18 protein-coding genes are annotated in these 17,827 nt (G+C 68.1%); 10 read left to right on the top strand and 8 right to left on the bottom strand.

The genetic code is table 11. The features are described from left to right. Nucleotides 1-116 precede the first annotated feature (116 nt). The gene (locus tag FVQ98_RS00885) at nucleotides 117-956 is read left to right on the top strand and encodes a hypothetical protein (protein WP_147911531.1); all 840 of its coding nucleotides are present in this window, start codon (nucleotides 117-119) and stop codon (nucleotides 954-956) included. 47 nt (nucleotides 957-1,003) lie between these two features. On the opposite strand, the gene FVQ98_RS00880 is transcribed toward FVQ98_RS00885, so the two are convergent. Further along, on the bottom strand, nucleotides 1,004-1,714 hold the full coding sequence (locus FVQ98_RS00880; RefSeq protein ID WP_147911530.1) for a pseudouridine synthase: 711 nt from the start codon (nucleotides 1,712-1,714) through the stop codon (nucleotides 1,004-1,006). Between FVQ98_RS00880 and yaaA the strand changes: the two genes are divergently transcribed. The 4 genes from yaaA (at nucleotide 1,713) to queF (ending at nucleotide 5,174) form a co-directional block, all read left to right on the top strand. Continuing rightward, nucleotides 1,713-2,486 (top strand): peroxide stress protein YaaA, encoded by a 774-nt coding sequence (gene yaaA / locus FVQ98_RS00875; RefSeq protein WP_147911529.1) that lies wholly within the window; start codon nucleotides 1,713-1,715, stop codon nucleotides 2,484-2,486. The genes FVQ98_RS00880 and yaaA overlap by 2 nt on opposite strands. A 4-nt stretch (nucleotides 2,487-2,490) precedes the next feature. Next, nucleotides 2,491-3,339 (top strand): 2OG-Fe(II) oxygenase, encoded by an 849-nt coding sequence (locus FVQ98_RS00870; RefSeq protein ID WP_147911528.1) that lies wholly within the window; start codon nucleotides 2,491-2,493, stop codon nucleotides 3,337-3,339. A gap of 63 nt (nucleotides 3,340-3,402) precedes the next feature. Beyond that, nucleotides 3,403-4,311 (top strand): alpha/beta fold hydrolase, encoded by a 909-nt coding sequence (locus tag FVQ98_RS00865; protein ID WP_147911527.1) that lies wholly within the window; start codon nucleotides 3,403-3,405, stop codon nucleotides 4,309-4,311. Then, nucleotides 4,308-5,174, top strand: coding sequence for an NADPH-dependent 7-cyano-7-deazaguanine reductase QueF (queF, locus tag FVQ98_RS00860; protein ID WP_147911526.1), 867 nt, complete (start codon nucleotides 4,308-4,310; stop codon nucleotides 5,172-5,174). The genes FVQ98_RS00865 and queF overlap by 4 nt, the downstream gene beginning before the upstream one ends. A 19-nt stretch (nucleotides 5,175-5,193) precedes the next feature. Here the strand turns inward: queF and FVQ98_RS00855 are convergent, their stop codons facing one another. Beyond that, nucleotides 5,194-6,045 carry an enoyl-CoA hydratase-related protein gene (locus tag FVQ98_RS00855; protein WP_147911525.1) on the bottom strand — a complete coding sequence of 284 codons (852 nt, stop codon included), beginning with the start codon at nucleotides 6,043-6,045 and terminating at the stop codon, nucleotides 5,194-5,196. A 235-nt stretch (nucleotides 6,046-6,280) separates the two neighbouring features. Here FVQ98_RS00855 and FVQ98_RS00850 point away from each other — a divergent pair, with 235 nt between their 5' ends. Both FVQ98_RS00850 and FVQ98_RS00845 read left to right on the top strand, forming a co-directional pair. Beyond that, nucleotides 6,281-6,841 (top strand): HNH endonuclease, encoded by a 561-nt coding sequence (locus FVQ98_RS00850; protein ID WP_147911524.1) that lies wholly within the window; start codon nucleotides 6,281-6,283, stop codon nucleotides 6,839-6,841. Nucleotides 6,842-6,891: 50 nt separating this feature from the next. Further along, nucleotides 6,892-7,464 (top strand): AAA family ATPase, encoded by a 573-nt coding sequence (locus FVQ98_RS00845; protein WP_147911523.1) that lies wholly within the window; start codon nucleotides 6,892-6,894, stop codon nucleotides 7,462-7,464. Nucleotides 7,465-7,573: 109 nt separating this feature from the next. Here the strand turns inward: FVQ98_RS00845 and mdtD are convergent, their stop codons facing one another. Then, nucleotides 7,574-9,010: a multidrug transporter subunit MdtD gene (gene mdtD, locus FVQ98_RS00840; RefSeq protein WP_147911522.1), complete on the bottom strand. Its 1,437-nt coding sequence runs from the start codon at nucleotides 9,008-9,010 to the stop codon at nucleotides 7,574-7,576. Nucleotides 9,011-9,253: 243 nt separating this feature from the next. Between mdtD and FVQ98_RS00835 the strand changes: the two genes are divergently transcribed. Further along, nucleotides 9,254-9,985 (top strand): OmpW/AlkL family protein, encoded by a 732-nt coding sequence (locus tag FVQ98_RS00835; protein WP_147911521.1) that lies wholly within the window; start codon nucleotides 9,254-9,256, stop codon nucleotides 9,983-9,985. 82 nt (nucleotides 9,986-10,067) lie between these two features. Here the strand turns inward: FVQ98_RS00835 and FVQ98_RS00830 are convergent, their stop codons facing one another. Genes FVQ98_RS00830 through FVQ98_RS00820 form a run of 3 tightly spaced genes read right to left on the bottom strand, consistent with a single transcriptional unit; the run spans nucleotide 10,068 to nucleotide 13,136 of the window. Further along, nucleotides 10,068-11,183, bottom strand: coding sequence for an acyl-CoA dehydrogenase family protein (locus tag FVQ98_RS00830; protein ID WP_147911520.1), 1,116 nt, complete (start codon nucleotides 11,181-11,183; stop codon nucleotides 10,068-10,070). A 28-nt stretch (nucleotides 11,184-11,211) separates the two neighbouring features. Continuing rightward, nucleotides 11,212-12,420, bottom strand: a complete 1,209-nt coding sequence (locus FVQ98_RS00825; protein ID WP_147911519.1) for an acyl-CoA dehydrogenase family protein — start codon at nucleotides 12,418-12,420, stop codon at nucleotides 11,212-11,214. Beyond that, nucleotides 12,420-13,136, bottom strand: coding sequence for a YceH family protein (locus FVQ98_RS00820; RefSeq protein WP_147911518.1), 717 nt, complete (start codon nucleotides 13,134-13,136; stop codon nucleotides 12,420-12,422). Before FVQ98_RS00820 ends, FVQ98_RS00825 begins: the two co-directional genes overlap by 1 nt. 80 nt (nucleotides 13,137-13,216) lie before the next feature. On the opposite strand from FVQ98_RS00820, the gene purN reads away from it, so the two are divergent. After that, on the top strand, nucleotides 13,217-13,804 hold the full coding sequence (gene purN / locus FVQ98_RS00815) for a phosphoribosylglycinamide formyltransferase (RefSeq protein ID WP_147911517.1): 588 nt from the start codon (nucleotides 13,217-13,219) through the stop codon (nucleotides 13,802-13,804). A gap of 231 nt (nucleotides 13,805-14,035) precedes the next feature. Beyond that, nucleotides 14,036-15,331: an RsmB/NOP family class I SAM-dependent RNA methyltransferase gene (locus tag FVQ98_RS00810; protein WP_147911516.1), complete on the top strand. Its 1,296-nt coding sequence runs from the start codon at nucleotides 14,036-14,038 to the stop codon at nucleotides 15,329-15,331. A 106-nt stretch (nucleotides 15,332-15,437) separates the two neighbouring features. On the opposite strand, the gene FVQ98_RS00805 is transcribed toward FVQ98_RS00810, so the two are convergent. After that, complete coding sequence (locus FVQ98_RS00805; RefSeq protein WP_147911515.1) at nucleotides 15,438-16,349, bottom strand: TIGR03915 family putative DNA repair protein; 912 nt, start codon at nucleotides 16,347-16,349, stop codon at nucleotides 15,438-15,440. 12 nt (nucleotides 16,350-16,361) lie between these two features. Next, nucleotides 16,362-17,684 (bottom strand): putative DNA modification/repair radical SAM protein, encoded by a 1,323-nt coding sequence (locus FVQ98_RS00800; protein WP_147911514.1) that lies wholly within the window; start codon nucleotides 17,682-17,684, stop codon nucleotides 16,362-16,364. Between the last annotated feature and the right edge of the window lie 143 nt (nucleotides 17,685-17,827).

Here is a 17,827-nt window from a genome sequence, read left to right as displayed (position 1 = left end):
CCACAACGATGCCTGAGATTGCGCAAAAAACGCTTTCGATCGCGGCTTAGTCCCGCTTTTGACTGATCGGGCTCATGGGCCGTGTTTCAATTCGTTGGAAATCCCTCGCTCTGCTCATGATTTACCAGAAAACACACGAAGGTCGGGCCGCGCTGCGCGAACGCAACGCGCTGAACCTGCGTGAGCGGCAGTTGATGGTGTTGGTCAACGGCAGCCGCACCATGGACGAGCTGGCCGATCTGTTTGGCAGCGGCGTGATGGCGGACGTGGACAACCTTGCGCGCCGCGGCTTCGTCGTGGTGCATGGCGAGACCAATCCCAGCATTCCCGACATCCTGCTGAGCGATCTGACAGCAGCCCCACAAACGCCACCCTCCCGCTTTCTGGCCAGTGAGCTCGACAGTAGCCTGCCGCCGGTGCCCGAGCCAGCCTCGCTGCAGCGCATGTCGCTGGAGGAGCTGACCCGGTTGGCCGACGTGCCAGCGCCCGACTTCTCGGCGGTAGCACCCGTGCGGGCCGAGTTGGGGGCGGAGCGCACCGCGGTGGTCAAGGCGACGCGCGTCGATCCGCTGCGCGTGCCCCGGCCGGCCGGCGTAGCGGCCACGGTCAACAGCATCGAGGCTGAGCAAGTGCCGGTGCGCACCCCGGTGGCGGCGCAGGCGTACATGACCCAGGTGCTGATGGCGCTGGGCTCGGACGCCGCCACCCAGCTGATCGAAACCAGCGGCGACGTTCGCCACGACGTGGACATCCTGGTCTACCTGGCGCAAGGCCTGGGCCACACTTACGCCGTGGCAGGGGAAGACGTCACGCTGCGGGTCGCCCTGCGCGTGAGCCGACTGCTGCCCGACATGGAGGTGCCCATGCTGCTGGACTGCACGCTGGACTACGTGCCCAGCGGCTTCAGCGTCTTGCTGTACGAATTCGTCCTGGCCGGTCGCGACACCGGTTTCTGATCCGCGGCGCCGCGGCGCCACGGCGTTGCCCGCGGGCCCGACCCCCTTCAATCCGCCACGCGCGCCGCGTCCCAGCGCCGCCATTCGCTGCCCGGCGGCGCTTCAATGGCGATCCGGTCGGCGCGCCACGGGTGCGGCAGGCTCAGCGCCCGCGCGTGCAGCCACAGCCTTTGCAGGCCTAGCCAGTCCGCCACCGCGCGGTTCAGCGGGCCCTTGCCGTGCGTCGCATCGCCCAGGATCGGGTGGGCGATGTGCTTGCAGTGCCGGCGCAGCTGGTGGCGTCGCCCGGTTTCGGGGTGCAAGGCCAGCAGGGCGCAGCGCGTGTGGTCAAACGCGCCGTAGGGCAGGGGCAGGGCGTAGCGCGCGAGGCGTTCGAAATGGGTGACGGCGGGCTGCACCTCCAGCGCCCGGGCCGTTGCACGCGCGTCGTCCGGCAGGCGTTTCAAGGCGTGATCGATGCGCCCGCGCTCCTGCGGCCAGCCGCGCACGACGGCGAGGTAGCGCTTGTCGATGGCGCCTTCACTATCAAAAAGGGAGCTGGCCGCGCTGGCTGTGTCTGCGTCCAGGGCGAAAAGCAGTACCCCGCTCGTGCCTTTGTCCAGCCGGTGCAACGGCCACACCGGGCGGCCCAACTGGTCGCGCAGCAGCTGCACGGCGAAGCGCGTTTCGCCCGCGTCCAGGACCGTGCGGTGCACCAGCAGGCCAGCCGGCTTGTCCACGGCGACCAGGTGCGCGTCTTGGTACAAAATCGGCAGCATGTTGTTTGTATTGTCCCCGGCCAAGGCGCTGGACTATGAAAGCGCTGTGCCGGCCGATGTGCCCCACACGTCCCCCCTGTTTCCCAAGCAGTCGGCCGAGCTGATCGACGTGCTGCGCGCGCAGTCGCCGCAGCAGATCGCCCAGCTGATGCACTTGAGTGACGCGCTTTCCGCCCTGAACGTGGCGCGCTACGCCGCGTGGCGCCCGCGCGCCACGGCGCACAACGCGCGTCAGGCGGTGCTGGCCTTCAACGGCGATGTGTACGGCGGCCTGCAGGCCGCCAGCCTGACGGCCAGGCAGCTCGACTGGCTTCAGGACCATGTCTGCATCCTGAGCGGCCTGTACGGCGTGCTGCGGCCGCTGGACCGCATGCAGCCGTACCGGCTGGAGATGGGCACGCCACTGGCGACCGACCACGGCGCCAACCTGTACCAGTTCTGGGGCGCGCAGATCGCCGAGTACCTGAACCAGCGCGCCGCGGCCGACAAGACGCCGGTCATCGTCAACCTGGCGTCGCAGGAATACTTCAAGGCGGTGCAACGCAAGGTGCTGAAGGCGCGCGTGATCGACTGCGTGTTCGAGGACTACAAGAACGGCCAGTACAAGGTCATCAGCTTTTTTGCCAAGCGCGCACGCGGGCTGATGGCCCGTTACGCCGCGCAGCACCGCATCGGCCGTCCGGCGCAGCTGGAAGGGTTCGATTTGGAAGGCTACGCCTTCGCCCCCACCGCCTCCAGCTCCGACCGGCTGGTGTTCCGCCGCAAGCAGTAAAGCCATGAGCCAACAGATTACCCCCGAACTCCGCCAATGGATCGTCGACCAGGCCCAGGCCGGGCACAGCGCCGAATCGGTGCTGCAGTCGATGAAGGCCTCGGGCTGGGACGAGGACGTGGCCATCGACGCGATGGAAACCACGCTGCGCGGCCATCTCGACCAGCAGGCGGCAGAGCAGGGCCTGCCGCCGTCGTCGCGGGTGCCCGAGCCCAGCGTCGAGGAATCGCCGCTGTACCTGGACGGCGGCGACCGTCAGGTGGCTGTGCTCAGCGTCATGGCGTCGCCGCGCGTGGTGGTGTTTGGCGGCCTGCTGTCGGACGAGGAATGCGACGCGTTGATCGAGGCCGCCAAGCCGCGCCTCAGCCGGTCGCTGACGGTGGCGACCAAGACCGGTGGCGAAGAAGTCAACGCGGACCGCACCAGCCAGGGCATGTTCTTCCAGCGTGGTGAGACAGACTTGGTGCGCCGCATCGAAGCGCGCATCGCCAAGCTGGTCAACTGGCCCGAGATCAACGGCGAAGGCCTGCAGATCCTGCAGTACGTGCCGGGCACCGAATACAAGCCGCACTACGACTACTTCGACCCGGACGAGCCTGGCACGCCCACCATCCTCAAGCGCGGTGGCCAGCGCGTGGGCACGGTGGTGATGTACCTGAACGAGCCCGAAAAGGGCGGCGGCACGGTGTTCCCTAATGTGCACCTGTCGGTCGCGCCCAAGCGCGGCAACGCCGTGTTCTTCAGCTACGAACGGCCGCACCCGTCCACGCGCACGCTGCACGGCGGCGCGCCGGTGACGGCGGGCGAGAAATGGATCGCCACCAAGTGGCTGAGAGAGCGCGAATTCCGTTGAAGCCTGCGGCACCCATTTCAAGCAGAATAGACCTCTGGCCTACGGCCATCTGCGCGGCCAGCTATGAAAATTGAAGTATCCGGCCTGCAGTTCGAAGTCGAGGACACAGGCGGCTCCGGCACGCCCGTGCTGCTGCTCATGGGCCTGGGCGGCCAGTTGACGCACTGGCCGGCGGCCTGGGTGCAGGCCCTCGTTGACGCCGGTTACCGCGTGATCCGCATGGACAACCGCGACGCCGGCCTGTCCACGCACATGCGCGCCAGCGGCACGCCGGTGATTCCGTGGATCGCGCTGCGTGCCCGTCTGGGCCTGCGCCCGCGTGTGCCTTACCGGCTGGCCGACATGGCAGACGACGCCTTGGGCGTGCTGGATGCGCTGGGCGTGCAACGCGCGCACGTGGTCGGCATGAGCATGGGCGCCATGATTGCGCAGCGCGTCGCGCTGGCCGCGCCAGACCGCGTGATCAGCCTGAGCTCGCTGATGGGCAGCAGCGGCGGGCGCGGGCTGCTCAAGCCGCGGCCTGAGGTCATGCGCGTCAGCATGGGCCGCGTGCGCAGCGGCGGCGACGCAGCGCTGGTGGCCTACTACATCCGTTTCTTGAAGACCATCAGCAGCCACACGCTGGCGCCGACCGAGGCGCAGCTGATGGACGTCTTTCGCGCCACCGCTGCGCGCCACCGCCCGCAGACCGCAGCCACGCTGCGCCAGCTGGCGGCCATCGTGGCCGACACCGGGCGCGCCGCCAAGCTGGCGCGCATCCAGGCGCCCACGCTGGTGGTGCACGGCGCCGAAGACCCGCTGGTGCCGCTGGCGGGTGGGAAGGACACGGCGCGGCGCATCCCTGGTGCGCGGCTGGAAGTGATCCCCGACATGGCGCACGACCTGGCGCCGGCGCCGCACCCCGAAATCCTGCGCCGCGTGCTGGCGGTGCAACTCCCTTTTCTGCAGTCTGTGGACGCCGCACGGTCATGACCTCCTCGCCCGCTCACCCCGCCACACCCCAGGACTCGCCGCTCGGCCGCGCCAGCGCCTACGCAGACCAGTACGACGCGTCGCTGCTGTTCGCCATCCCGCGCGCGCCGCAACGTGCCGCCTTGGGCATCAACGGCCAACCCAAGTTTTTCGGTGCCGACCTGTGGACGGCGTATGAGCTGTCCTGGCTCAACCTGCGCGGCAAGCCGCAGCTGGCGATCGCGCACGTGGTCGTGCCGTGCGAGAGCACGCACATCGTCGAAAGCAAGTCCTTCAAGCTGTACCTGAACAGCTTCAACGGCACGCCCTTCGGCAGCGAGGCAGAGGTCAAGCAACGCCTGCAGACCGACCTGAGCGCGGCGCTGTGGCAGGGCGGGCCGGTGCAGCAATCGGCCGGCGTGCGCCTGGTGCTGCCGGCCGACTTTGACCGCGAGCCCATCCACGAGCTGGACGGCCTGAGCCTGGATCGCCTGGACATCGACTGCGACCGCTACCAGCCCGCGCCCGATCTGCTGACCGCCGCGTTGGACGAACAGCCGGTGGAAGAGACACTGACCAGCGGCCTGCTGAAAAGCAATTGCCCGGTGACCGGCCAGCCCGATTGGGGCAGTGTGCAGATCCGCTACGCTGGCCCGCAGATCGACCAGGCCGGGTTGCTGCGCTACATCGTCAGCTTCCGCGGCCACAGCGACTTTCACGAGCACTGTGTCGAGCGCATGTTCACCGACATTTGGCAGCGCTGCCGCCCGACCAAGCTGACGGTGTACGCGCGCTACACGCGCCGCGGCGGGCTGGACATCAACCCCTGGCGCACCAGCCACCCGGGTGCGCTGCCGTCCGCCGTGCGCACGGCGCGGCAGTAGGCGGCGCTGCGGTCTGCGCTCAGCCGCCGAAGGGCTTGATCGGCTCCAGCGGCGGGAACTGGCCGGCGCGCTTTTCCTTCATCGCGGCCACGGCTTCCAGCACGTGCTCGTTGCTCCAGATCGCGCCCTGGATCCAGCCCATCTGGCGCAGACTGTCTTCCACACTGTGGTCGCGCGCATAGTGCAGCACCTGCTTGGTGCCCCAGATGGCGACCGGTGACTTGGCCGCGATCTCGCGTGCGCACTCCAGGGCCGCGGCCAGGCAGGCCTCGGGCGTGTCGAACACCTCGTTGACGAAGCCGTAGGCCAGCGCGCGCTCGGCCGACAAGCGGCGGCCGGTGTAGGCCAATTCCTTGACCAAGCCCATCGGCAGCAGCTTGGGCAGGCGCTGCAACGTGCCCACGTCGGCCACCATGCCGATGTTGATCTCCTGGATGCAGAAGAAGGCGTCGCGCGTGGCGTAGCGCACGCAGCCGGCGGTGACCAGGTCGACCGCGCCGCCCACGCACGCGCCCTGGATCGCGAAGATCACCGGGATGCGCAGCGTCTCCAGCAGGGTGAAGGTGGCCTGCAACTCGCCCAGGCGGTCGAACACGGCGGCGCGCGCCTCCGGGCTGGCGCCGTCCAGCGCCAGACTGTCGCCGAACACGGCCAGGTCCATGCCGGATGAAAAATGCTTGCCTTCGCCCGAGACGACCAGCGCGCGGGCCTCGCCGCTGCGGTGGAGCTGGCGCAGCACCGCCTCCAGCTCGTGCCAGAAGGCCGGGTCCATGGCGTTCATGCGCTCGGGGCGGTTGAGCCGCAGGTGGGCGATGTGGTCTTGCAGCGTCAGGCCAAAGCGCGTCATGGGGGGCAGGGCGGTGGTGTTCATGGCGCGACTGTAGTGCAGGCCCATCGGCGCACGCCGTCACGCAGGCGGCACAGCAGACCGGTGCGGGTATGGTTTTGGTAGCGCCTTGCGCTGGTGGGGCGTGTGCCCAGCCACAAATCTGCCATGAAAAAGCGCTATATTGGGGTGTTGCGTCGCTTCACCGGCGGCGCACACGGGCGGCCGGCGCTGGCAACGCCGGCCACACAAACATGGTTTCCTTGCAAGGGGGCGTTTTGTGAAGGTGCTCAAGCTGTCGGCACAGGGGTTGCCGCAATCGTGGGTCTCGCTGGAGCAGGCGGTGATCCACTACGCGGCCGAAGAAGTGCGCTGGGAAGTCGGCCAGACGGTCGCCACCTTCCGCGGCGGCCACAACGCGCGCACCGGTGAGCAGTCGATCATCACGGTCAACAGCATCATCGGCACCAAGGGCGTGCCCAACATCAACCCGTTCGAGCTGCGCCCGGGCCTGACCAACGCCAAGCTGTTCGCCCGCGACCGCAACATCTGCGCTTACTGCGGTTGCCACTTCCACGAAACCGAACTGACGCGCGAACACATCATCCCCTTCGCGCAGAACGGCCGCGACGGCTGGATGAACGTGGTCACCGCCTGCCGCGGCTGCAACCACCGCAAGCGCGACCGCACGCCCGAGCAAGCCCACATGCCCCTGCTGTACACGCCCTACGCGCCCAGCCTGTGGGAAGACTTCATCCTGCGCAACCGGCGCATCCTGGCCGACCAGATGGAGTTCTTGATGGCGCATCTGCCCAAATCTTCGCGTTTGCACGACGCCTGACGGCCCGCGGCGGCGCGGGGCCCGGTGCGGCCCTTGGGCATACTTGCTGCATGCCCCGACTCATCTTCTTCTGCGGCCACGCCGGCACCGGCAAGACCACGCTGGCCAAGCGCCTCATCGGCCCGCTGATGGCCCGCACCGGCGAATCCTTCTGCCTGCTGGACAAGGACACGCTGTACGGCGGTTACAGCGCCGCCGTGATGGGCGCGCTGACGGGCGACCCCAACGACCGCGACAGCCCCACGTACCTTCAGCACCTGCGCGAGCCCGAGTACGCGGGCCTGATGGCCACGGCGCGCGAGAACCTGGCGCTGGGCGTGAACGTGATGGTCGTCGGCCCACTGTCGCGCGAGGTCAAGGCGCACCGGCTGACCGACCCGGCCTGGCTGCAGGTCGAAGGCGACGTCACGGTGCGCGTGGTGTGGGTGCACCTGCCCGAAGCCGAGGCGCGCCGCCGCATCACGCTGCGCGGCAACCCGAACGACGCGTGGAAGCTGGCGCACTGGGACGACTACCGCACCCGCCTGTTCATGCCCAGCGCCGCCGAGTACCCCGAACTCACGCTGTTCGACAACTCGGCCCCGACCGAGCAGGCCGAACGCTTGCTGAAAAGCCTGCTGTAACGCAGGGGCAGGGTCGACCATTTTTTATAGAAATAGGGCTCTAGCCCTACAACCACCTGCGTAACCAGCTACTCAATCGGTAGCAAGAATGCCCTCTGATTGAACCCGGTCAACTGGCCTGACCGGGGTCAGCGGTATCGGCCGGCGCGGTCGGCCGGCGGCGGTCATCGGCCAGTTGCCAGAAGATCGCGGCCGAGGCCATGGTCAGCACCCCGATCGTCACCAGCGCGCCGCGGAAGACGCCCAGCGACTGCGGCCCCGGCGTGGGGCCGGCGCCCAGCCAGTTAGAGAAGGTGCTGAGCAGCGCCGCCGCCACGCTGACGCCAAGGCTCATGCCCAGCATCTGCACCATCGACATCAGGCTGTTGCCGCTGGAAGCGTGCGCCGGGTTCAGGTCCTTCAGCGTCACGGTGTTCATGGCGGTGAATTGCATCGAATTGACCGCACCGAAGATCGCCATCTGGATGACCCGCAGCCACAGCGGCTGCGTGGGCGTCATCAGCGCAAAGCTGGCGATCATCAGGCCCAGCGCGATCGTGTTGACGACCAGCACGCGGCGGTAGCCCAGGCGCTGCACGATGCGGGTCACCACGCGCTTCATGCCCATGCTGGCGATGGCCACCGGCAGCATCAGCATGCCGGCCTGCGCCGGGCTGTAGCCCATGGCCAGTTGCATCAACAGCGGAATCAGGTAAGGCATGGCGCCCGAGCCGATGCGCGCAAACAGGTTGCCCAGCAGGCCCACGCGGTAGCTTTGCAGCTGGAACAGGCTGGGCGAAAACAGCGGCGCCGGCGTGCGCAGGGCGTGCAGCCAGTACGAGGCCAGCGCGGCCAGGCCGAGCATCAGCAGCGCCACCACCACGGCGTGCTGCAGGCCCAGCGCGCCGATGCCGTCCAGGGCGATCGAAATCGACAGCATCGCCACCACCAGCATCACGTAGCCCGACAGGTCGAAGCGCGCCAGGTCGCTGCCGCGAAAGTCCGGCATGTAGCGCAGCGTGGCCCAAACGCCCACCAGCGCCACCGGCAGGTTGATCAGGAAGATCCAATGCCAGGAGGCGACTTCCACCAGCCAGCCCCCCAGCGTCGGCCCGATCAGCGGGCCGACCAGTCCGGGGATGGCCACGAAGCTCATCGCCTCCAAAAAGCGCTCGCGCGGGAAGGCGCGCAGCACCGTCAGGCGCCCGACGGGCAGCAGCATGGCGCCGCCGCAGCCCTGCAGGATGCGCGACAGTGTCAGTTCGGTCAGCGTGCGCGAGGCGGCGCAGGCCGCAGAACCCAGCGCGAACAGCGCAATCGCCAGCATGAAGATGCGCCGTGTGCCAAAACGGTCGGCCAGCCAGCCGGTGGCGGGAATCACGGTGGCCATCGCCAGCGCGTAGGCCACCACCACGGCCTGCATGCGCAAGGGGCTTTCACCCAGGCTGCGCGCCATGGCGGGCAGGGCGGTGTTGACGATGGTGGAGTCCAGCGTCTGCATGAAAAAGCCGATGGCGACCAGCCACAGCAGCAGGCGCGTGGACTGTTCGGAGGCTTTGGAGGTCATCAGGGCAGACACAGGGGGCGAGACGCCGGCCGATGATACCGACGAGGCCTGGAGCGCGCTTGCGGCGGCTTGCGGTCTGAAGCCTGTCGACCTTGGGCGGCGTGTGCGGATGAAGGAAAAAGTGAACGCATGTGCTTTTTTGTCCACACTGGCATCAATGGCGGTCGACATGCGCGAGCCGCAGTCCTATGCTTTGGGACACGACCCTCGTATTCGCTTTGACCCGTGCACTGGAGACCGACCATGAAACCCGTTCAAACCAAATCCTGGCTTGTGGCTGCTGCCTTGGTGGCTGCTGCCGGTGGGGCGCACGCGCAGAAGGCGGGGGACTGGGTTTTTGGCGCGGGCGCGCTGCTGTATGCGCCGCAGGACAAGACCACGCCGCTGCGTTTCACCAGCCCGGTCGAGCGCGAGATTCCCGGCTCTGGCGCCAGCGTGAAGAACGCGACCACGCTGGGCCTGAACCTGCACTACTTCATCACCGACAACTGGGCCGTCGAAGGTGTGCTGGGCGTGCCGCCGCGCATCAAGCTGGACGGCGCCGGGACGCTGGCGCCGCTGGGGCAACTGGGCAGTGCGCGTCTGTATGCGCCTTCCGTGCTGGGCAAGTACTTCTTCGGCAGTGCCGACGACAAGTTCCGTTTCTCGGCAGGCCTGGGCTTGACCTACACCAAGTTCGGCAGCGTGCGGCTGAACGACGGTTTGCAGAACACGCTGGGTGGCGCGTTGGGCCTGCCACCGGGCGTCTCGTCCACCTCCGCCAAGATAGACAGCAAACTGGCGCCGGTGCTGAACGTGGGCTTCAACTACGCCTTCACCAAGAACCTGGGCATGACCTTCTCGGTGTCCTACATCCCCATGAAAACCAAGGCCACGCTGACCACCCAGGTGCGCGGCAACACCGTTGCGGTGTCGCAGACGCGCGTGCGGCTCGATCCGATCGTGCCCTTCCTGTACCTGACCTACAAGTTCTGATCGATCGCCGGGTCTAGAAAAAAGCGCCCTCGGGCGCTTTTTTTTGTGCCTGGCCAGCGCAGGCGGGCGGCATCGTTGAAGTTCAGGCGAACACGCCCGCCGATTCCTGCATGCGCTCGGACACTTCACCCAGGTGGTGCAGCGTGTCGCCGTACGTCATTTCCAGCTGCGTGAGGCGCTTGAAGTAGTGGCTGCCGGCATATTCGTCAGTCACGCCGATGCCGCCGTGCAGCTGTACCGACTGCTGGCCGACCACGCGCATCGACTGGCCCAGCTGCACCTTGGCGCGCGACAGCGCCTGGCGGCGCTCGGCTTCGGGCGCGCCCAGTTTCAGCATGGCGTAGTAGCTCATGGAGCGGGCCAGCTCCAGTTGCATCTTCATGTCGGCCACGCGATGGCGCAGCGCCTGGAAGCTGGCGATGACCACGCCGAACTGCTTGCGCTGGTTCATGTACTCGGTGGTCAGGCGCAGGGTCTGCTCCATCGTGCCCACGCCTTCAGCGCAGGCGCAGGCGATGCCTACATCGACGGCGTAGGTCAGGGCGGCGAGGCCTTCGGTGGTGATCAGCGTGGCCGGCGCGCTGTCGAACTTCACTTCGGCCGCGCGCGCTTCGTCCTGCGTCAGGTAGCCGCGGGTGCTGACGCCTTGGGCGCTGCGCTCAATCAGAAAGAGCGCCATCTTGCTGTCGGCCATGGCGGGAACGACGAAGGCGTCGGCCTGATCGCCTGCCGGCACGATGCTCTTCAGCCCGGTCACGGTCCAGCTGTCGCCGCTGCCGCTGGCCTGCGCCTCGCAGCGCTCCAGGTGGTAGCGGGTCTTGCGCTCCTGTTGCGCCAGCACGACCAGAGCTTCGCCGCTGGCGATCTTTGGCAGCCACGCGGCCTGCACGGCGGCGCTGCCGTATTGGCCGATCACGGCGCTGGTGACGAAAGCCTGCGCCAACGGCTCGGTCACGATGCCGCGGCCCAGCTCTTCCAGCACGACCATGGCGTCGACCGGGCCCAAACCGAGGCCGCCGTGCTCTTCGCTGATCCAGATGCCGGTCAGACCCAGGTTGGCCAGTTCGTTGTAGACGCTGCGGTCAAAGCCGCCGGCCTTGACGATCTGTTGGCGGCGCTCGAAGCCATAGTCTTTTTCGACCCACTTGGCCACCGCGTCGCGCAGGGCCTGCTGGTCGTCGGAGAAATCGAAGTCCATGTTCTGTCTGCCTTCCGTGTTCTGTGGGTCAGCCGAGCACCGTCTGCGCGACGATGTTGCGCTGCACCTCGTTGGAGCCGCCGTAGATCGTGGTCTTGCGGTAGTTGAAGTAGCTGGGCGCGAGCGTGGCGTTCGCCACGTCGCCGCCCGGGAAGCCCTGCAGGCCCGCCGCAACGGCCTGGTCGCCCTGCCAGCCGGCTTCCATGGCTTCGAAGATGTAGGGCAGGCTGTAGGGGCCGGCGGCCAGCATCATCAGCTCGGTGTAGCGCTGCTGGATCTCGCTGCCCTTGATCTTCAAGAGGCCGGCGATGTCGAGCGCGTTGCGGCCGGACTTTTCGGCGCTCAGCACGCGCAGCACCAGCATTTCCAGGGCGACCACGTCCACTTCCAGCAGCGCGATCTGGTCGCGAAAGCGCATGTCGTCGTACACGCCTTCGGCCTTGGCGATGCGCTTGACGCGCTCCAGCTCGCGCTTGGCGCGGTTCACGTCGGCGATGTTGGTGCGTTCGTGGCTGAGCAGGTGCTTGGCGTAGGTCCAGCCCTTGTTTTCTTCGCCGATCAGGTTCTCGGCCGGCACTTCGACGTTGTCGAAGAACACGTCGTTGACCTCGACCTCACCGTCCAGCAGCTTGATCGGGCGCACGCTGACGCCGGGCGACTTCATGTCGATCAGCAGGAAGCTGATGCCGGTCTGCGGCTTGCCTTCGTTGCTGGTGCGCACCAGGTTGAACATCCACTCGCCGTGCTGGCCCAGCGTGGTCCAGGTCTTCTGGCCGTTGACGATGTACTTGTCGCCCTGGCGCTCGGCCTTGGTGCGCACCGACGCCAGGTCAGACCCCGAGCCCGGCTCGCTGTAGCCCTGGCTCCACCAGACGTCGCCGCTGGCGATGCCGGGCAGGAAGCGCTCTTGCTGCTCTTTGTTGCCGTAGGCCATGATCACCGGCGCCACCATTACCGGGCCAAAGGGCACGATTCGCGGCGCGCCCGCCATGGCGCATTCTTCCTCGAAAAGGTGTTTCTGCACTGCAGTCCAGCCCGGTCCGCCGAACTGTTGGGGCCAGCCGTAGCCCAGCCAACCCTGCTTGCCCAGGATCTTGGCCCAGCGCTGCATGTCGTCGCGCGACAGGCGCTGCGCCTTGTGCACCTTGTCGGCGATCTCGGGGGGAAGGTGGGCTTTGACCCAAGCGCGAATCTCGTCGCGGAACTTCAATTCTTCGGGGGTGAAGGCAAGATCCATCAGTGTGTCTCCGGTGAGTCCGTGGTTGTAGCACGCGCTTCGGTCGGCTCCCGTTCCCCAGGCGACACGCCCAGTGCGTCGCACAGGCGCTCTACCGTGGCACGCAGGGCTGCCACTTCAGCTTCCAACGCAGAAATACGGTCAAATTGGCCTTCAGCCCTAGAACCATCTGCACGACCAGCTACGCTTTGCATAGCGGATGCGTCCACTTCGCCCGCCAGCAGGTGCGCCCACCGCGCCTCGCGCGCACCGGCCGCGCGCGGCAGCAGCACGACCAGCGGGCCGCCTTTGTCGTCGGCGCGCTCGGCCAGCTCGTTCAGAAAGCCCTCTACCGACGAGATGTCGGCAAAGCGGTGCCAGCGCTCGGCGTTGGTGCGCAGCTCGGCCGCCGTCTGCGGTCCGCGCAGCATCAGCAGGCCCAGCAGCACGGCCGACTGGTCGGGGATCTGCAGCACGCGCTGAAGGTTGTGTTCGTACTTGGCGACGCGGCTGCCGTGCGATTCGATCACCAGGGACAGCGCCTTCAGATCGTCCAGCGCTTCCTGCGCCTCGGCTTCGCTCACGTTCATCACCGGTTCGCGGCTGGTCTTCTGGTTGCAGCCGGTCACCACCAGGTTGAGCGACAGCGGGTAGGTGTCGGGCACGGTGCGCGCCTTTTCCAGCAGCGTGCCCAGCACGCGGGTTTCGGTCGGGGTCAGAGGTCGGGGCAAGGTCATGCGGCAAGCATAGCGAGGCGCGGGCGGGCGCACCACCGCGTCGCCCGTCGCACGGGGCTGCCCGATAATCCACCCCCTTCATGCAGCACATCGTCATCCTGATCTCCGGCACCGGCAGCAACATGGCGGCCATCGTGCAGGCCGCCGAGCGCGAGCGCTGGGCCGAGCGCCTGAGCGCGCGCGTCACCGCCGTGATCAGCAACCGCCCGCAGGCGCCGGGGCTGGCGCTGGCACGGGACGCCGGCTTGGCCACGCACGTCGTCGACCACCAGGCCTACGCCAGCCGCGAGGCGTTTGACGCGGCGTTGGGCGACGCCATCGAGCAGCACGCGCCCGCGCTGGTGGTGCTGGCCGGCTTCATGCGCATCCTGACGCCCGGCTTTGTCGCGCGCTTTGACGGGCGGCTGATCAACATCCACCCCAGCCTGCTGCCGGCCTTCACCGGCCTGCACACGCACCAGCGCGCCATCGACATGGGTTGCCGCTTTGCCGGTGCCACCGTGCACCGCGTGACGGCCGAGCTGGACCACGGCGACATCCTGGACCAGGCGGTGGTGCCGGTGCTGCCGGGCGACAGCGCCGCCACGCTTGGCGCGCGTGTGTTGAGCCAGGAACACTTGCTGTACCCGCGCGCCATCGCGGCGTGGCTGCAAGAGCAGGGCGGCTGATAGGCGGATAGGCCGCGACGGCGCGCGCGGGCCGGTCCGAGAGGTTTTCAAGGGGAATGCGCCTCTGGCCCTACGGGGGATTGCGCGGTCAGCTAGCAAGAAGATAGCAAACGGCAGCGCTGCCCTATCACCGTGTCGCTGGCCCCGGCCGCCGCGCGACCCGCATGCAAGCCGCACGCGCGCCGCACAAGCCGTCCGCGCATGCGTGGAGCCGAATGCGACAATCCCCCCATGCATCCCAACGCCTTGCTGAACCACGCCAGTGAACTGGTGCTGCAGGTTCTGCGCCTGGACCACCCGGCCGATGCGGTGGTGTCCCGCTATTTCCGTGACCACCGCCAGCTGGGCCCGCGCGAGCGCGCCACGCTGGCCGAGACCGCCTACGCCGTGCTGCGGCGCAAGCCTTTGTACGAACACCTTGCCCGCGCCGGCAGCGGCGCGCGCGAGCGGCGCCTGGCCATCCTGGGCTTTCACGGCTCGCGCGACTTTTTGAATGGCGCGCTCAGCCCGCAGGAAAAATCCTGGCTCAAGTCGTGCGACGCCGTGACGGCGGCCGAGCTGCGCCCCGAAGACGTGCACAACCTGCCGGCCTGGCTGGTCGAACCGCTGCGGGCGCAGGTCGGCGACGAATTCGACGCACTCGCGGCCAACCTGCTGGAGACGGCGCCGCTCGACCTGCGTGTCAACACTTTGAAGATGAAACGGGCTGAAGCCGAGAAGGGACTTGCGCGGGCAGCTATTCAATCTGAAGCAACACCGCATTCGCCCTGGGGCCTGCGCGTGCACGGCAAACCGCCCTTGCAGAAGCTGGCGCTGTTCACCGAAGGCGCACTTGAAGTGCAGGACGAGGGCTCGCAACTGCTGGCGCTGCTGCTGGACGCCAAGCGCGGCGAGATGGTGGCGGACTTTTGCGCCGGCGCCGGTGGCAAGACGCTGGCGATTGGCGCGGGCATGCGCAGCACCGGGCGGCTGTACGCGTTTGACGTGTCGGCGCACCGACTGGCGGCGCTGAAGCCTCGCCTGGCGCGCAGCGGGCTGTCGAACGTGCACCCGGTCGCTATCGCGCACGAGCGCGACGAACGCATCAAGCGGCTGGCCGGCAAGATGGACCGCGTGCTGGTCGACGCGCCGTGCTCGGGCCTGGGCACGCTGCGCCGCAACCCCGACCTGAAATGGCGCCAGTCGCCCAAGGACGTGCAAGAGCTGACCGCCAAGCAGCAGGCCATCCTGACCAGCGCCGCGCGCCTGGTCAAACCGGGCGGGCGCCTGGTCTACGCCACCTGCAGCGTGCTGTCGGAAGAGAACGAGGCCATCGCCACCGCCTTCGGCGCCGCGCACGCGGATTTCGTGCCGCTGAACGTGGCCGAAGTGCTGACGACGCTCAAGGTGCCGGACGCCACGGCGCTGTGCAGCCCGGCGACTGAGAGCGAAGGCGAGGGCCGCGTGCCCGCAGGCCAGTTCCTGCGGCTGTGGCCGCACCGCCATGGCACGGACGGCTTCTTCGCTGCCGCGTGGCAGCGCAAGTGAGGCTGACCGCGCGCAGGTCATGGCCTGCCTGTCGCCGAATCTGATCCTGATTTGATAGCTGGTTGCGCAAGGCCAGTGGGCGTTTCAGCCCAATTTGACCCTTTAATCAGGGTGCTGGCCCATCGCGGGCTGCGTCGTTCAGCATGCGGCCCGTGCGGGCGCGGGCCTGCTGCACCAGGGTCGAAATCAGCACCGCTTCGGGCAGGTTGGCCCAGTACCGGCGCGGCATTTCGCGCCGCATCGCCTGGTCCTTCAGGCGCGCCGGGTTGAAGGTGCTGGCGTAATAGGCCAGCCACAGCGCTTCGCCCGCGTCTGCGGGCGGCGCATCGGCGCGGCGTGCGCCGGGGGCCGTTTGCAGCTGCTCGCCGTCCCAGGCCACGCACAGGTCCGGCGTCAGGATCGACCAGCGCTGGTTGGCGAAGCGCCGCACAAAGAAGGGCGCGGCCGCCAGCACGATGTGGTGGGCTGGTTCGAACCATGCCACCTGCAGGTCGGGCTCGCCCGGGCGGCGCGTGGGGCGAAAGCGCACGAAGGCGTGCATCTTGTGGATGTCGCGCCCGACGGCGTGGGCCATGCGCTCGAGCTGGCGCCAGTCGGCGTCCAGCACGTCCTGGCGCAGGCGCGGGTCGGCGTGCGTGCGATGCAGCCAGCGGTGGCACAGCTCGAAGCGCCCAGCGTCGCGGTGCAAGCTGGCGCCTTGCAGCGTGCGCAACTGCTCGCGCGACAGGCGCAGCGGCCGTTGGTCGGCACGCAGCGGCACCCGGTCCAGATCGCGCGGCGTCAACGCGCGGCCGGTGACGCTGGCGGACGCGTTGGCGCTGAACAGGTCTGCGTGGGCCGGGGCGGCGGGCGTGGCAACCGGGTCGCCAGCATCGTGGTCATCGGCCGTGCCCCAACGCCAGCGCACTTGCTCCGGCGGCACGCCTTCGGCCAGCAGCACGCGGCAGGCCTGGCGAAACCCGGCCCAGTCGGTGGGCCCGGCCAGCTCGATCACCAGGGTGGCGTCGTCGGTCACCATGGGCGCGCCCGTTCAGAACAGGCTGGCCTGCGCCGGCTCGACGCGCCGCAGGCCGCTGTGGGTGCGTTGCGCCACGCTGGCAGCGCCTTGCTGCAGCAGGGCGGCGCGCAAGCGCAGGCTGTCGACCCCGTCGCGCGGGACGTGGCCATCAACAACGATGAAGGCCAGCGCCTTGTGCACCGGAATCCTCAGCGCCAGCAGGTCTTCGTGGCGGATGCGGCGCGCGCGCCGGGCCATCAGCAGGCGGCCCACCGTGCGCGGGCCGAGGCCGGGGACGCGCAGCAGCATCGACTTGGGCGCGCGGTTCAGATCGACGGGAAATGCCTGCCGGTTGGCCAGCGCCCAGGCGAGTTTGGGGTCGATGTCCAGGTCGAGCATGTCCGCGCCGGTGGCGGTGGCAGGCACGATCTCTTGCGCGGCGTAGCCATAGAAGCGCATCAGCCAGTCGGCCTGGTAAAGGCGGTGTTCGCGCATCAGCGGCGGCGCCTGCAGCGGCAGGTCGCTGGAGGCATCGGGAATCGGGCTGAACGCCGAGTAGTACACGCGCCGCAGGCCGTACCCGGTGTACAGGCTGGAACTGGTCAGCAGGATGTCGCGGTCGCTGGCGCGGTCGGCGCCCACGATCATCTGCGTGCTCTGGCCTGCAGGCGCGAAGCGCGGCACGCGGGCTCGGCGCGCAGGCGCACGGGGCAGTGACTGGATGTGCGACTGCTGTGCCACGGCGGCCTTGCGCGCGCTGACCCGCCCCGCGACCTCGCCCATCGCGGCGCGGATGCGTTTGCCGTCTTTTTCGGGCGCGAGCTGCGACAGGCCTTGCGCCGTGGGCAGTTCCACGTTGATGCTCAGCCGGTCGGCGTAGCGCCCGGCCAGCGCCAGCAGCTCGGCCGACGCGTCCGGGATGGTCTTGAGGTGGATGTAGCCGCGAAAGTCGTGCTCCTCGCGCAGCGAGCGGGCCACGCGCACCAACTGCTCCATGGTGTAGTCGGGCGACTGGATGATGCCGCTGGACAGGAACAGGCCTTCGATGCAGTTGCGGCGGTAGAAGTCCAGCGTCAGGGCCACCACCTCCTGCACCGTGAAGCGTGCGCGGGCCACGTTGGAGCTGACGCGGTTGATGCAGTAGCGGCAGTCGTAGACGCAGTAGTTGGTCAACAGCACCTTGAGCAGCGAGATGCAGCGCCCGTCCGGTGCGTAGCTGTGGCAGATGCCGCTGCCCGTGACCGAGCCCATGCCGGTACCGTCGCGCGAGTCGCGGCGCTGGCCGCCGCTGGAGGCGCAGCTGGCGTCGTACTTGGCCGCATCGGCCAGGATTTCGAGTTTCCGCAACGTGTCCATGGGCTGTATTTTCATACAGTTCTTCGGCTTCGTCGAGATGGCCGGGAGGGTATGTGGCGCTCCCGCGGGTCGACACCGGCTCGGGCAGCGGCTGGAGCGCGCAATTCGGCACGGAAATCCCTTGTGTGATACGGTGCTACGCC

The sequence above is a fragment of the Ottowia flava genome (assembly GCF_008017535.1).
Lineage (GTDB): Bacteria > Pseudomonadota > Gammaproteobacteria > Burkholderiales > Burkholderiaceae_C > Ottowia > Ottowia flava.
This window is presented reverse-complemented; position numbering and strand designations above follow the sequence as displayed.

Excerpts from the sequence above, each read along its gene's own strand:
- FVQ98_RS00885 (WP_147911531.1), top strand. The coding sequence starts at position 117 with ATGATTTACCAGAAAACACACGAAGGTCGGGCCGCGCTGCGCGAACGC.
- yaaA (WP_147911529.1), top strand. The coding sequence starts at position 1,713 with ATGTTGTTTGTATTGTCCCCGGCCAAGGCGCTGGACTATGAAAGCGCT.
- FVQ98_RS00880 (WP_147911530.1), bottom strand. The coding sequence starts at position 1,714 with ATGCTGCCGATTTTGTACCAAGACGCGCACCTGGTCGCCGTGGACAAG.
- FVQ98_RS00870 (WP_147911528.1), top strand. The coding sequence starts at position 2,491 with ATGAGCCAACAGATTACCCCCGAACTCCGCCAATGGATCGTCGACCAG.
- FVQ98_RS00865 (WP_147911527.1), top strand. The coding sequence starts at position 3,403 with ATGAAAATTGAAGTATCCGGCCTGCAGTTCGAAGTCGAGGACACAGGC.
- queF (WP_147911526.1), top strand. The coding sequence starts at position 4,308 with ATGACCTCCTCGCCCGCTCACCCCGCCACACCCCAGGACTCGCCGCTC.
- FVQ98_RS00855 (WP_147911525.1), bottom strand. The coding sequence starts at position 6,045 with ATGAACACCACCGCCCTGCCCCCCATGACGCGCTTTGGCCTGACGCTG.
- FVQ98_RS00845 (WP_147911523.1), top strand. The coding sequence starts at position 6,892 with ATGCCCCGACTCATCTTCTTCTGCGGCCACGCCGGCACCGGCAAGACC.
- mdtD (WP_147911522.1), bottom strand. The coding sequence starts at position 9,010 with ATGACCTCCAAAGCCTCCGAACAGTCCACGCGCCTGCTGCTGTGGCTG.
- FVQ98_RS00835 (WP_147911521.1), top strand. The coding sequence starts at position 9,254 with ATGAAACCCGTTCAAACCAAATCCTGGCTTGTGGCTGCTGCCTTGGTG.
- FVQ98_RS00830 (WP_147911520.1), bottom strand. The coding sequence starts at position 11,183 with ATGGACTTCGATTTCTCCGACGACCAGCAGGCCCTGCGCGACGCGGTG.
- FVQ98_RS00825 (WP_147911519.1), bottom strand. The coding sequence starts at position 12,420 with ATGGATCTTGCCTTCACCCCCGAAGAATTGAAGTTCCGCGACGAGATT.
- FVQ98_RS00820 (WP_147911518.1), bottom strand. The coding sequence starts at position 13,136 with ATGACCTTGCCCCGACCTCTGACCCCGACCGAAACCCGCGTGCTGGGC.
- purN (WP_147911517.1), top strand. The coding sequence starts at position 13,217 with ATGCAGCACATCGTCATCCTGATCTCCGGCACCGGCAGCAACATGGCG.
- FVQ98_RS00810 (WP_147911516.1), top strand. The coding sequence starts at position 14,036 with ATGCATCCCAACGCCTTGCTGAACCACGCCAGTGAACTGGTGCTGCAG.
- FVQ98_RS00805 (WP_147911515.1), bottom strand. The coding sequence starts at position 16,349 with ATGGTGACCGACGACGCCACCCTGGTGATCGAGCTGGCCGGGCCCACC.
- FVQ98_RS00800 (WP_147911514.1), bottom strand. The coding sequence starts at position 17,684 with ATGGACACGTTGCGGAAACTCGAAATCCTGGCCGATGCGGCCAAGTAC.